Source organism: Bradyrhizobium daqingense, assembly GCF_021044685.1.
Taxonomy (GTDB): Bacteria; Pseudomonadota; Alphaproteobacteria; order Rhizobiales; family Xanthobacteraceae; genus Bradyrhizobium; species Bradyrhizobium daqingense.
This window is the reverse complement of record NZ_CP088014.1, coordinates 6,942,958-6,955,864: the sequence shown is the minus strand read 5'-3', so window position 1 is coordinate 6,955,864 and position 12,907 is coordinate 6,942,958. Positions and strand designations below refer to the sequence as shown.

At 60.0% G+C, this 12,907-nt stretch carries 12 protein-coding genes; 11 read left to right on the top strand and 1 reads right to left on the bottom strand.

The genetic code is table 11. From position 1 onward, the window contains the following. Positions 1-31 precede the first annotated feature (31 nt). From rfbC to LPJ38_RS33270, 8 genes are all read left to right on the top strand, one after another. Entirely contained in the window at positions 32-589 is a 558-nt protein-coding gene (rfbC, locus tag LPJ38_RS33305; protein ID WP_145638771.1) for a dTDP-4-dehydrorhamnose 3,5-epimerase, read from the top strand. A gap of 13 nt (positions 590-602) precedes the next feature. Further along, positions 603-1,661, top strand: coding sequence for a dTDP-glucose 4,6-dehydratase (gene rfbB, locus LPJ38_RS33300; RefSeq protein ID WP_145638768.1), 1,059 nt, complete (start codon positions 603-605; stop codon positions 1,659-1,661). A 10-nt stretch (positions 1,662-1,671) separates the two neighbouring features. Then, positions 1,672-2,649 (top strand): dTDP-4-dehydrorhamnose reductase, encoded by a 978-nt coding sequence (rfbD, locus tag LPJ38_RS33295; protein WP_145638767.1) that lies wholly within the window; start codon positions 1,672-1,674, stop codon positions 2,647-2,649. Continuing rightward, positions 2,558-3,445 carry a glucose-1-phosphate thymidylyltransferase RfbA gene (rfbA, locus tag LPJ38_RS33290; protein WP_145638765.1) on the top strand — a complete coding sequence of 296 codons (888 nt, stop codon included), beginning with the start codon at positions 2,558-2,560 and terminating at the stop codon, positions 3,443-3,445. The genes rfbD and rfbA overlap by 92 nt, the downstream gene beginning before the upstream one ends. Before the next feature lie 51 nt (positions 3,446-3,496). Beyond that, positions 3,497-3,817 carry a hypothetical protein gene (locus LPJ38_RS33285; protein ID WP_145638763.1) on the top strand — a complete coding sequence of 107 codons (321 nt, stop codon included), beginning with the start codon at positions 3,497-3,499 and terminating at the stop codon, positions 3,815-3,817. Further along, positions 3,795-6,005 (top strand): peptidase domain-containing ABC transporter, encoded by a 2,211-nt coding sequence (locus tag LPJ38_RS33280; RefSeq protein ID WP_231088477.1) that lies wholly within the window; start codon positions 3,795-3,797, stop codon positions 6,003-6,005. The genes LPJ38_RS33285 and LPJ38_RS33280 overlap by 23 nt, the downstream gene beginning before the upstream one ends. Positions 6,006-6,112: 107 nt before the next feature. Then, complete coding sequence (locus LPJ38_RS33275; RefSeq protein ID WP_145639038.1) at positions 6,113-7,429, top strand: HlyD family type I secretion periplasmic adaptor subunit; 1,317 nt, start codon at positions 6,113-6,115, stop codon at positions 7,427-7,429. Positions 7,430-7,486: 57 nt separating this feature from the next. Then, positions 7,487-8,626 carry a hypothetical protein gene (locus tag LPJ38_RS33270; protein WP_231088475.1) on the top strand — a complete coding sequence of 380 codons (1,140 nt, stop codon included), beginning with the start codon at positions 7,487-7,489 and terminating at the stop codon, positions 8,624-8,626. Between the two features lie 16 nt (positions 8,627-8,642). Here the strand turns inward: LPJ38_RS33270 and LPJ38_RS33265 are convergent, their stop codons facing one another. Next, a complete protein-coding gene (locus tag LPJ38_RS33265; protein WP_145638760.1) occupies positions 8,643-9,530 on the bottom strand; it encodes a glycosyltransferase family 2 protein in 888 nt (295 codons plus the stop codon). A 183-nt stretch (positions 9,531-9,713) separates the two neighbouring features. Here LPJ38_RS33265 and LPJ38_RS33260 point away from each other — a divergent pair, with 183 nt between their 5' ends. From LPJ38_RS33260 to wecC, 3 genes are read left to right on the top strand one after another with little or no spacing between them, the layout of a single operon-like run. Further along, on the top strand, positions 9,714-10,508 hold the full coding sequence (locus LPJ38_RS33260; protein ID WP_145638758.1) for a WecB/TagA/CpsF family glycosyltransferase: 795 nt from the start codon (positions 9,714-9,716) through the stop codon (positions 10,506-10,508). 3 nt (positions 10,509-10,511) lie between these two features. Further along, positions 10,512-11,636 (top strand): non-hydrolyzing UDP-N-acetylglucosamine 2-epimerase, encoded by a 1,125-nt coding sequence (gene wecB / locus LPJ38_RS33255; protein WP_145638756.1) that lies wholly within the window; start codon positions 10,512-10,514, stop codon positions 11,634-11,636. Next, complete coding sequence (wecC, locus tag LPJ38_RS33250; protein WP_145638754.1) at positions 11,629-12,891, top strand: UDP-N-acetyl-D-mannosamine dehydrogenase; 1,263 nt, start codon at positions 11,629-11,631, stop codon at positions 12,889-12,891. Before wecB ends, wecC begins: the two co-directional genes overlap by 8 nt. The last annotated feature ends 16 nt before the right edge of the window (positions 12,892-12,907 follow it).

Sequence of the window (12,907 nt, the reverse complement as noted above, 5' to 3'; positions counted from 1 at the left end):
ATTCATGTTTGGACGCGCAGGAGAATACTCGATGCTGGAATTACGATCCTTGGCGATCCCCGACGTCAAAGTAGTTCGCCCGGATCGGTTTTCCGACGCCCGCGGTTACTTCTCTGAGACTTTCCAGCGATCGACCTTCGCGGAGAAGGGCATCCTCCATGACTTCGTTCAGGATAATCAGTCCAGCTCGAAGCGCATCGGCACGGTGCGCGGCCTGCACTTTCAGCGTCCGCCTTTCGCGCAGGCCAAGCTGATACGGGTGTTGAGCGGCGCCATTCTCGACGTCGCGGTGGATCTCCGGCGTTCATCGCCGAGTTTCGGCAAGCACATCGCCATTCAACTGGATGGTGAAAGCGGCGAGCAGGTTTTCATTCCGAAAGGTTTTGCGCATGGCTTTTGCACGCTGCAGCCCAATACCGTCGTCCTCTACAAGGTCGACCAGGTCTACGCCCCGAGCCATGACGGTGGCGTCTATTGGGCCGATCCGGCGCTAGAGATCGAGTGGCCCGTGACAACCTCGGAGGCTCAGTTGTCGCCGAAGGACCAGATCCTTCCTGCGCTGAGCCAACTCGGTTGCGTGTTCGACTGATGGAGGCGAGTAGATGCGTATCCTGGTGACTGGCGGAGCAGGATTCATCGGTTCTGCGGTGTGCCGTCGTTTGGTGCTGCAGACCGGTGCTGCAGTGATCAACGTTGACAAGCTGACATACGCAGCCAATCTGGCCTCGCTTGCCAGCCTCGAGAGACTGGAGCCCTATGAGTTCCTGCAGTCCGACATCTGCGATCGTGAGGTCATCGATCTTGCGTTCGCCGACTACGAGCCGGATGCGATCATCCATTTGGCGGCAGAGAGCCACGTCGATCGCTCGATCAATGGACCCGGCGCATTCGTCAACACCAACATAGTTGGCACCTACACGCTGCTGGAGGCCGCCCGAACCTACTACGAACGTCTGCCGCTTCCGAGGCGGAAGCAGTTTCGCTTCGTCCATGTGTCGACAGATGAAGTCTACGGCTCGTTGGGCCCGAACGATTTGTTTCGGGAGGACACGCCCTACAGACCGAGCTCGCCGTATTCGGCGAGCAAGGCCGCATCGGACCATCTCGCGCTCGCGTGGTTTCGAACCTATGGCTTGCCGGTCATCGTATCGAACTGCTCGAACAACTACGGACCGTACCAGTTCCCGGAGAAGCTCATCCCGCTGACGATCCTCAACGCGATCGACCGAAAGCCTTTACCGGTTTACGGCGACGGCAAAAATATCCGCGATTGGCTTCACGTCGATGATCATGCGGCCGGCCTGATAAGACTGCTGCACGAAGGAAAACCGGGTGAGAAGTACAATTTCGGCGGAGATGCGGAGCGATCCAACATGGAGGTCGTCACCCAGATCTGTGACGTGCTGGATCGATTGTCTCCGACGACGGGCATGAGACGATCTCTCATCACCTTCGTGCCGGATCGTCCGGGGCATGATGCGCGCTACGCAATCGATGCGTCAAAGGCACGTCGTGAGCTCGATTGGAAGCCGACGAGAACCTTCGAACAGGGGCTGGCGGAGACCGTCGGCTGGTATCTCAAGAACCGTGCGTGGTGGGAGCGTACCCGTCGCGGCGCCTATGACGGCTCGCGTCTCGGTCTCCTGGCCTCCCAACATTGAGGTGAAGACGATGGTGCGACCCATCCTCATTGCGGGCCGAAATGGCCAGTTGGCAAGGTGTCTTCGTGAACTTGCCGCAATGCGCAGTCTGCCCGTGGTGGCTCTCGGGCGCCCGGAACTGGATCTTGAGAACCGGGAGGGGATCGACAAGCTCATTGCTTCAATCGCGCCGTCCGCGATCATCAACGCGGCCGCTTATACGGCGGTCGACCAGGCCGAGTCTGAGACGGCGAAGGCGTTCAGCGTCAACCGCGATGGTGCGGCGGCATTGGCGGATGTCGCATGGCAGATGAATATCCCGCTCATTCATCATTCGACCGACTATGTGTTCGACGGCTCGAAGCCAGATGCATACGATGAAAGCGACATTCCCGCACCGTTGAACGCCTACGGAGCGTCGAAGCTGGCCGGTGAAGCTGCTGTACTGGCAGCGCACCCCCTCGCGACCGTGATCAGGTGCTCGTGGCTCTACAGCCCCTATGGCAGCAATTTCGTCCGAACGATGCTGCGGCTGTGTGAGACGCAGCAGATCGTCAGGGTCGTCAGTGACCAGCATGGTAACCCGACCTCTGCATTCGATCTCGCGGAGGCCGTCCTCCAGATCGCAGAGCGGTCGGCAATGGACGATCGCAGGGCGACGGCCGGCATCTTTCATCTCGCGGGCCAAGGTGAGACGAACTGGCACGACTTCGCACGGGCAATCTTCTCCGAGCGTTCCCGTCTCGGAGCGAGAGTTCCGGCGCTGGAGGCGATCACCACGGAGGAGTTTCCGACCGCGGCCCGCCGACCTCGGAACTCGCGCCTCGACTCATCCAAGGCCGAACGCGTGTTCGGGATTCGATTGGCGCCGTGGCGCCATGCATTGAAAGCTTGTCTGGAGCAACTGGGAGAATCCGATGCTCAAGGGAATCGTGCTGGCCGGCGGCAGCGGAACGCGCCTTTATCCGATCACGCGCGTGGTCAGCAAGCAGTTGCTCCCGATCTATGACAAGCCGATGATCTATTATCCCCTGTCGACGTTAATGTTGGCAGGAATTCGTGAAATTCTGATCATCACCACGCCCTCTGACCGCTATCAGTTCGAGCGGTTGCTGGGTGACGGCAGTCAATGGGGCATTCGGCTCAGCTACGCGGAACAAATACGCCCCGCCGGTCTCGCGGACGCCTTCATAGTCGGTGCCGATTTCATCGGAGACGATCGTGTCGCGATGGTGCTCGGGGACAATATCTTCTTCGGCGATGGCCTGAGCGATCTGCTTGCCAGGGCGGCAGGACGCGAGGAAGGAGCGACGGTTTTCGCCTATCACGTGCGAGACCCTGAACGATATGGCGTGGTCGCGTTCGATGCGGCGGACCGCCCGGTATCGATCGAGGAGAAACCCAAACGGCCGGCTTCGAACTGGGCGATCACGGGGTTGTATTTCTTCGACAACCGCGTCGTCCGGTACGCCCGCCGCGTCGAGCCATCATCGCGCGGTGAGCTCGAGATTACCGATCTTCAGATGCGCTATCTTTCGGCTAGCGCGCTCCACGTCGAGCGTATGGGGCGGGGTTTTGCCTGGCTGGACACCGGCACGGTCGAGTCTCTCATCGATGCAGGTACGTTCGTGCAGACCCTGGAGAAGCGGCAGGGAATGAAGATCGCCTGTCTCGAAGAGGTCGCCTTCAGGCTCGGCTTCATCGATCGGGATCAACTTCTCGCTCTGGCGCGACCGCTGGAGAAGAGTGGCTACGGCAAATATCTGAGCGAAATTACGGCGCTCCCGCAATTTGTTTCCCAATAGCGGTGCTGGGCCCCTGATGTGGGCCGCAGCTCGCAGCATAGGAGGACGCGTATGCACCCCGAACTTTACACCGATGGAATTGAGGAAATCACCGTCAGCGGAACCATCGTCCGAGTCGATCTGGTCAGTCTTTCACCAACCGAGCGCGACGCCAACAATGCCCCCAAGCGAGTGTTTTCTCAGCGACTGATCTTCTCGGTCGAATCCTTCGCCAATTCGATCGACGTGATGCAGAAGGCACTGCAGGGACTGGTTGACGCGGGTGTAGTGCGTAGGAATCCACCAGTTGAGGTGCAAAATGCCCCGTCGGGAGCGCGTGATGCGATGTCGCCTAACACACGGCCTGTGAATGTCTCTTCGAACTTCCGCTGAAATCGACCCCGCTGACGGCGCGACCGACCAGGCGGCAGGCGCGCCGGGGCTGGCAACGCAGACGGCATTGGAATGCCTGTCTAGGATCTCCGGGCATCACGGTATCGACCTGCCGGTCGAACGCCTGAAGCACGCCTACGCCGTGGCAGCTCCGCCGTCGTTGCGTCTCCTGTTGCGCATGGCGAGGGATGCGGGCCTGCGCGCGAAAAGCACGAAACTGGATTGGGGCGCATTGATACGCCTCGGTGAGGCCTATCCGGCGCTGGTTCGGCTCGACAATGGCAACTGCATCGTGGTTCTTGGTACGGAACGAGGCGCTGAGGGCGATGTCGTCTGTGTCTTCGATCCGCTCGCCGACCGCAAGCACGAAGTCTTGGTTGTCGACCGGGACCGATTCTGTGCCCGATGGGCCGGTGACACGATCCTGATCAAGCGCGAGCAGGAGGTTCGGGATGGTCGGAGGAGTTTCGGCCTACGGTGGTTCGTACCGGAGTTGCTTCGTCAATGGCGGTTATTCAGGGATGTCGCGATCGCCGCCATCCTGCTCTATGCTTTGGGCCTCGTTGTTCCGATCTTCTTCCAGCTCGTCATCGACAAGGTTCTGGTTCATGAGAGCTTTACCACGCTGTACGTACTTGCGGCAGGAGCGGCCGTAGCACTCGTCTTTGACGCAATGTTCGGTTTTCTGCGGCGCTACCTGCTGCTCTATGCGACGAACAAGGTCGACATTCGAGTTGCCACGAGGACCTTCGCGCATCTTCTCGGGCTGCCGGTCACTTTCTTCGAGCACATGGCCGCAGGGGTGCTGGTCAAGCACATGCAGCAAGCGGCCCGCATCCGAGAATTTCTGACCGGGCGACTGTTCTTGACGAGCCTCGATGCGCTCTCGCTATTTGTCTTCCTGCCGGTCCTTGCACTCTACAGCGTCAAGCTGACGCTGATGGTCCTCGCATTCACCGCCGCCAGCGGTGTTGTCGTCGGCCTGCTGATGGGGCCTTTCCGGCGACGTCTTTACGATCTTTATCAGGCGGAAGGTGCGCGGCAGGCTTTGCTCGTCGAAACAGTTCACGGTATGCGCACCGTGAAGTCGCTCGGAATGGAGCCCGAGCAGGGCAGGGTGTGGGATAACCGCTGTGCGCAGTCCGTGTCCATGCGCTTTGGTGTCGAGAAGATTTCCGCAGGCGCCCAGGCGCTCACCGGATTTCTCGAAAAACTCATGACGCTTGGGATCATTGCGCTCGGAGCCCTCGATGTCTTCGCTGGCGAAATGACGATCGGAGCGCTGGTCGCCTTCAATATGTTGGCCGGGAGGGTCTCCGGACCATTGGTTCAACTCGTGACCATGGTGCATGAGTACCAGGAAGTGGCTCTCGCCGTGAAGATGCTCGGCGAGGTCATGAATCAAGCACCGGAGCGTGATGGCAAGAAAGATGGGCTGCGGCCTGACTTCGCCGGGAGAATCGAGTTCGAGAGCGTTTCTTTTCGCTACGGAGCTGAAGGAGCGCCGGCGCTCGAAGATGTCTCTTTCACCGTCGAGCCGGGTTCGATCTTCGGGATCGTCGGCCGGAGCGGCTCTGGCAAAACGACGCTCACACGGCTGATCTCGGGCATGTATCCGGTGCAGCAGGGACTCTTGCGTATCGACGGGTATGATGCGAGGGAGCTCGATCTGGCACATCTGCGCCGAAACCTCGGCATTGTCCTGCAGGATAATTTCCTGTTCCGTGGGACCGTCCGCGACAATATCGCCTGTGTGAAACGTGATGCGACCTTTGCCGAGGTCGTCGCTGCGGCCCAGCTCGCCGGCGCTGACGAGTTCATCGAGCGGTTGCCGCGCGGCTTCGACACCCAGCTCGAGGAAGACGCCTCGAACCTGTCCGGCGGGCAGAAGCAGCGGCTGGCGATAGCGAGAGCTCTGATCGCCAATCCACGGATCCTGATCTTCGATGAAGCGACGAGCGCACTTGATTCCGAAAGCGAGATGATCATCAGGCGCAATCTCCGCCGTTTGGCGGCGGGGCGCACCGTCATCATCGTCTCGCATCGGCTGTCGATGCTGACCGACGCAAACCAGATCCTGGTGATGGACCGCGGCCGGATCGTCGACGTGGATCGCCACGATCGCCTTCTCTCGAAATGCACCATCTACAGGCATTTGTGGAATCAACAGATGAAGCAGATCGCATGAAGGAGACGACGCAAATACGCACGGATGGCAAGCCGGACGGTCTGGTCCCCGCCAGATCGGTCGAGCGACGGCAAAAGCCATTCAGGCCGGCGCCTAGGCGAATGCCGGTGGTCGCCGAGTTTCAATCGGATGCATCCGAGGTCGAGCAGCAAGCGCCCCCGCGGCTCGCTCGGATCACCCTCTACGGTTTACTTGCACTGATTGCCTTCGCGGTCACCTGGGCGTCCGTTTCGCAAGTTGAGATGATCGTCACAGCGCAGGGGAAATTGACCACGACACGCCCCAACCTGGTCGTGCAGCCTCTGGAAACGTCGGTCATACGCGAGATCCACGTCAAGGCCGGTGATCGCGTCAATCGCGGCGACCTTCTGGCGACCCTCGATCCGACTTTTTCACAGGCGGATTTCGACCAATTGCGCGGCAGAGTGGCTGGGTTCGACGCGTCGATCAATCGCCTAGGCGCCGAACTGAACGGGGCCGAGTATAGAGCCAAGGACCTCACCAATGCAGATCAGATCCTGCAGGGAAAGTTGTTCTTGCAGAGGAGAGCCGCCTACGAGGCGCAGATCCAGAACTACGACGCCCAGATCGCGTCGGCTCGGGCCAATCTGAAGACGGCGCAGGACGAGGAGGGGGTACTCCTTCAGCGGCTCGATACGATGCGTTCGATTGAATCCATGCGCACCACGTTGATGGACAAGGAGGTCGGTTCGAGGTTGAACTTTCTACTTTCTCGTGATGCACGGCTCGACGTTGAGAGCAATCTGGCGCGTGTTCGCGGCAGTATCGCCGATACGACGCATCGGCTGGAGAAGGCCCGTGCAGACCAGAAGGTCTTTGCCGAGGAGTTTCGTCGCACCACGTATCAGGAGCTGGTGGAGACGTTGCCGAAGCGCAATAGCGCGGCAGAGGAGTTGAAGAAGGCCGAACTTCGTCGACAGCTGATCGTTCTTCAGGCGCCGGCAGATGCGGTGGTGCTCGACATCGCGAGCAGAACGGTCGGCTCGGTGGTTCGCGAAGCAGAAACACTTTTTGTCCTGGTTCCTCGTGACGTGCCGCTTCAGGCGGAAGTCAACGTCGAGGGCCGGGATATCGGACAGGTCGCGCTGGGGCAGGCAGTCCGTATCAAGTTTGAAGCGTTTCCTTTCCAGAAGTATGGCACTGCAACGGGGGAAGTCCGCGTCATCAGTCAGGATACGTTCTCGCCGGATACGAAGGCCGAAGGTGCGCGACGCGCGCCAGCCCCCTATTACCGCGTACTGGTCGATTTGTCGGACACGCACCTTCGGCTGCCGGCTGAGCGCATTCAACTGATTCCGGGTATGGCAGTCACGGCCGAACTGAAGGTCGGCAAGCGCACCGTGATTTCCTATTTCCTCTACCCGTTACTGCGCGGATTGGACGAAAGCATCCGTGAATACTAACCTGGCTCAGGATGGCGATTTATCATGATCATTAGTCCGAATTGTGGAGTAAGGCTGGTGGTGCCAACCGCCGCGGGTAAACTGTCGGAGAATTCACCGCTGGTGAACTATGCGCTCAACGGACTTGAACGTTGTTGGCTACCTGAGCACCGCCGCTGGTCTCATATTTATCATCTCGACGGACGTTCTTCGCCTAACGAGTCGGTACCAAACAGCGACGTATTCTATACCCTCAATGTCCTGCTCGGAATGTCGCGCATCCGCGACGTGCCAGATGGCATTGACCTTCCCGAAGTATTCCATCGCAACGTTACACAACTGACAAAGCTTCCGGTGCGCAAATATGCGTTCGGCATGGCGCTATGGAGCGGTGCCGAGCTCGGCCTCGAGATACCAGACCCGGTCAAACGCGAGCTGAGGGCGCTTCTTGCCAACGAATCCCGGTGGAAGAGCCTCCGTGCCCAGGACCTCGGCATGCTGCTCACGGGGATCGTCGCCCAGGCGAGGGCAGGCGAGAACGAGTGGTGGTGCCACGCCGGGCCGCTTTATCGTTTCCTGAAGGAACGCTTCCACAGCGAATCGGGATTGTTCTTCGATGCGCCATTCGGCTTACGGCGACGATTTTCGTCCTTTGCCACGCAGACATATCTGTCGATTGCCTGCTATCAATATGGCGAGTTCGCCGGCGAGGCGTCCGCGCTCGTCATGGCCGATACGTGTGTGCGCAATCTGATCGCGCTTCAAGGGCCGCAAGGCGAATGGCCCTGGTTCTTCGACGCCCAGACCGGCCGCGTTCTTGACTTCTACGAAGTCTATTCGGTCCATCAGTATGGTATGGCCCCGGCAGTGTTGGAGTGGGCCGAGCGCTTCGGGCGGCGGGGGGCGCGAGAGGCTCTGGTCAAGGGCTTCAACTGGGTATTTGGCCACAACCAGCTGGGCCGGTCCATGCTCGTGCCTGAGCTGAGCTTGACCATCCGCTCGCAGGTTCGAAAGGGTGAATTGACGACAAAGGCGCCGCGGATGGTGCGCGCACTCAGGAACGCCTGGACCGGAAGCGAGGCACGGCTGATCGACAGCGCTGACGTCGGCGTCAGGCTTGAATGCCGCAGCTACGAACTGGGTTGGATCCTGTGGTCATTCGGCCGGCGCACCGACCTGCCAGAGCTGACGCACAATCGTGCCTTCGGCGACACCTGACGGCATTGCTCGCTCGCTAACGATTCCAAGCGACCGCTCGCCGGCCTCGTAGGTGCGAGAGCATCGTCATGGCGCGGTGCGTTCGGACAGCACACAATACGGCGATGGCTTTGAGGCGGATGCTGCCGCCATGCAGGCGGTCGCTGGTGAGCACGGTCACAGCGTTTGGTGCGAGGGATGCGAAGACGAAAAGCGCTTGCATGATCCAGCGCAATTGCCAGACCGGTTTCGCTTCCGCCATGTTTCGATAGTGCGCGATGTGTCGATCCCATTTGGCGTAAAGCTCCTGGAGCGAGCTACGGGCCGGATGGAAGACGATCATTTCAGGAGTGTATCTAAACCGAAGGCCCGCGCGCAGCGCACGTTTTCCCCATTCCATATCTTCGGCGACGTCAATGCCGGCGAAAGGGCCGACACAATCGAAGTCGCGCCGAAACACCGCCATGTTGCCGGTGCCGGAATAGCCATGGCGCTCGATATAGAGCTTGAAGCGATAAGCGAAGACGCTCTCATAAGCTGCAATGGCGTCGAGCTCGGCGTCTTCCGGCCGCCAGATACGAACGTCGCCACCGAGAACCGTGCCAGCTGGCGATAGCGAAGACCATTTCAGCACGCTGCTCAGCCAATCCGGATGAGCTCTACAATCCGCGTCGATGAAGGCCAAGATCTCGCCTTTGGCAGCAGCCACGCCTGCATTTCGCGCCGGGCCAGGGCCCGAGCGCGGTTCGTACTCCAACCGTACACCGGGATGATCGGCTACGACGTCCACCGGGGGCGTCGCCGAGCCGTTGTCCACCACGATGATCTCGAACGCGTCCCGGCGCAACGTCTGTGCGTTCAGGCTTCGCAGGCAGGCCCCGAGCGCGTCAGGCTGGTTGAGGTGCGGGATAATGACGGAGATCATCGGTTAAATCCTTCATTTAATTCGACCGTGGTCGTCTGACGCCGGGCTGACGCTATCGGCAGCGAATGATGATGGCTGCTCGATTTTAAACCTTGCAATTAAATATTAGGTGCGTATTATCTCGATAATAAAGTTAAATGCAAACTGTTAAAATTTGTATATTTTACTGGGAGTTGGATTCCGATGCGCGCGTCATTTTTGGGATGCCCAGTTGATCTGCTGACGATGGCGGAAACAATCGATCTGGCCCGCGGGGCCATGCGCAGCCGGCGGCGACTGCAGCACGTGGCGCTCAACGTCGCCAAACTCGTCAACATGCGGTCTGACGCCGTACTCGCAGCCGACGTCGCCAACAGCGATATCGTCGGTATCGACGGGATGGGAATTCTTTGGGGCGCTCGAGCGTTGGGGTTGCGGGCGCCATCGCGGGTTGCCGGCGTCGATCTCCTCGCCGAGCTGCTCGCCACATGTGCGCAGGAAGGCTTCAAGCCCTATTTCCTGGGCGCTACTCCCGCCGTCCTGCACAAAGCTCTGCAGGCCGCGTGCGAGAGGTATCCTTCACTCGCCTTTGCCGGTTGGCACGACGGCTATTTCAAGCGCGAGGAGGAGGACGACGTCGTCCGGGACATCCAATCCAGCGGGGCCGACTGCCTTTTTATCGGGATGCCGACGCCTCGGAAGGAACGATTTCTCGCCGCTCATCGTGACGATCTCGGCGTGCCGTTCATCATGGGGGTGGGCGGGGCGTTCGACGTCTTAGCAGGCTCCGTTCGCCGCGCGCCGGTCCGGATTCAGAAGCTCGGGCTGGAATGGCTGTACCGCATCTATCAGGAGCCAGGACGGATGTGGTGGCGATACGCCAAGACGAACACGCTGTTTGCGGTCGTCCTGGCGCAAGCGTTGGTCAAGCAGACGTTTCAGCATGCACTTCACGCACCGGGTGCTGTGCCGCCGGGACCGAGCCGGATCGGAGGGTGACGCGTGCACAAGCATTTCTTCGTACTTCTGGGAACACGGCCTGAGGCAATCAAGCTCTTTCCCGTCATCAACCGACTCAAGGCGGAAAATCGTAAGGACGTTTCCCTGACGATTTGTGCCACCGCGCAGCATCGACAGTTGCTCGATCAGGTGCTGAAGCTGGCCAAGGTGGTCCCTGATTTCGATCTGAATGTCATGACGGCCAACCAGACGCTGGACAATCTAACTGCTCGGCTGCTTGGGCAGGTCGGCGAGTTGCTCGAAAAAGTGAAGCCCACCAGGGTCATCGTCCAAGGTGACACGGCGACCGCCATGACCGGCGCACTGGCGTCCTATTATCACCGTATACCGGTCTCGCACATCGAGGCGGGACTTCGCAGCGGCGACATCTTCGCGCCCTGGCCCGAAGAGGTGAACCGCAAGATCGTCGGTTCGATCGCCGATCAACATTTTGCTCCGACAGAGCGTGCCGCGCGCGCGCTACGTTCTGAAAATGTTTCGGATGACCGCATCCACGTCACCGGCAATACGGTCGTCGATGCTCTCATTCTCGCGAAAGCCATGGTCGAGTCCGATCCAGATCTGTCGAGCCGCTGGGACGGCATCAAGCAGCGCCATGGCAATCGGCGCATCATCCTGGTGACCTGCCACCGCCGGGAGAACTTCGGGGGCGGCGTCGCCAACATCGTGAACGCATTGGAGACGATCCTGCGCAGGGAGGACGTCGCGATGGTGCTTCCTGTGCACCCGAATCCGAACGTGCGCGACCTGTTTGCGGCCCGGCTGTCGGATCACCCGCGGGTCGTGCTTATTTCTCCCCAGGAATACACCGATTTCGTTAGCCTGCTGTCGCTGTCGCATTTGGTTCTGACGGATTCAGGCGGCGTCCAGGAGGAGGCTCCGACCTTCGGTAAGCCAGTCCTGGTGATGCGCGATACCACCGAGCGCCCCGAAGGAGTGGAAGCGGGAACGGCGCGGCTGGTCGGTGCGAACTACGACAGGATCGTCGGGGAGACGTTTCGTCTGCTCGACGATGACGAGACTTATGCTGCCATGGCGCGTTCGCACAATCCCTTCGGTGATGGTCACGCGAGCGAGCGGATCGTGAAGGTGCTCCTCGATGCCTGAATTCCGAAAGATCAATGTCGTTGGACTTGGCTATATTGGACTGCCGACGGCCGCGCTGATTGCGAGCCGGGGGTTGCAGGTGGTCGGTATCGACACGAACGAGCGGATCGTCGAGACCGTCGCATCTGGCAAAATCCACATTGCGGAGCCGGATCTCGACGGTCTCGTCTCCAAGGTCGTGTCGAGCGGCGCTCTGACGACGTCCAGGACGGCGCAGCCGGCCGACGTCTTCATCATCGCTGTACCGACACCTATCGATCGCGAGAGCCGTCCCGACTTGTCGAGCGTGAATGCCGCAGTCGACAGCATCGTGGATCTCCTCACGCCCGGCAATCTCGTCATTCTCGAATCGACATCGCCGATCGGAACGACCGAAGCGATCGCAAAGCGGATCGTCGAGCGCAGGCCGGACCTGCACATCGGAGTGAACGGCAAGGAGGACGGAGCGATCTACGTCGCTTATTGCCCCGAACGGGTGCTGCCGGGGCGGATATTGACCGAACTCATCAACAACGACAGGTGCATCGGCGGTATCACACCGACCTGCACCCGGCTCGCTCAGCGCTTCTACAAGATGTTCGTTCGCGGTGCTTGCGTCGGTACTACGGCGCGTGCGGCGGAACTCGTCAAGCTCACCGAGAACGCCTATCGCGATACCAACATCGCATTCGCGAACGAGCTCTCGTTGATCTGCGACAGGTTCGACATCAACGTCTGGGAGGTGATCGATATCGCCAACCGCCACCCGCGCGTGAACGTACTGCGCCCCGGACCGGGCGTGGGCGGGCACTGCATTGCGGTCGACCCCTGGTTCATCATCGATTCTGCCCCGGACCTTGCGCGTGTGATGCGAACGAGCCGGGAAGTGAACAACGCCAAGACGCACAAGATCATCGAGCGCGCGGAGGCGCTGATCGACGATCATCCCTATGCGAACGTCGCCTGCTGCGGACTGACATTCAAGGCCAATGTCGACGACTTGCGTGAAAGCCCGGCGATGGAGATCGCGACGCATCTCGCGGCGAAATACGGCGAGCGGATCAAGGTCGTCGAGCCGAACTTGCGTCGCCTGCCGCCTCAATTGGCCGACTACCGCGTCGCGTTCATGAACATCGACGAAGCCCTGCGCAGTTGCGAAATTGCGGTTCTCCTTGTCGATCATGATGAATTCAGAATGGTGCCACTGTCAGAGCGCCGACATCTGGACGTCATCGACACGCGAGGCATATGGCAAGATATGCCGGCGCGGACGTAAGGCACACAGTAACTCC

What these genes read in the sequence shown, in the direction of transcription:
- rfbC (WP_145638771.1), top strand. Translation starts at nt 32, where the DNA reads ATGCTGGAATTACGATCCTTGGCGATCCCCGACGTCAAAGTAGTTCGC.
- wecC (WP_145638754.1), top strand. Translation starts at nt 11,629, where the DNA reads ATGCCTGAATTCCGAAAGATCAATGTCGTTGGACTTGGCTATATTGGA.
- LPJ38_RS33285 (WP_145638763.1), top strand. Translation starts at nt 3,497, where the DNA reads ATGCACCCCGAACTTTACACCGATGGAATTGAGGAAATCACCGTCAGC.
- rfbB (WP_145638768.1), top strand. Translation starts at nt 603, where the DNA reads ATGCGTATCCTGGTGACTGGCGGAGCAGGATTCATCGGTTCTGCGGTG.
- LPJ38_RS33265 (WP_145638760.1), bottom strand. Translation starts at nt 9,530, where the DNA reads ATGATCTCCGTCATTATCCCGCACCTCAACCAGCCTGACGCGCTCGGG.
- rfbA (WP_145638765.1), top strand. Translation starts at nt 2,558, where the DNA reads ATGCTCAAGGGAATCGTGCTGGCCGGCGGCAGCGGAACGCGCCTTTAT.
- rfbD (WP_145638767.1), top strand. Translation starts at nt 1,672, where the DNA reads ATGGTGCGACCCATCCTCATTGCGGGCCGAAATGGCCAGTTGGCAAGG.
- LPJ38_RS33260 (WP_145638758.1), top strand. Translation starts at nt 9,714, where the DNA reads ATGCGCGCGTCATTTTTGGGATGCCCAGTTGATCTGCTGACGATGGCG.
- LPJ38_RS33280 (WP_231088477.1), top strand. Translation starts at nt 3,795, where the DNA reads ATGTCTCTTCGAACTTCCGCTGAAATCGACCCCGCTGACGGCGCGACC.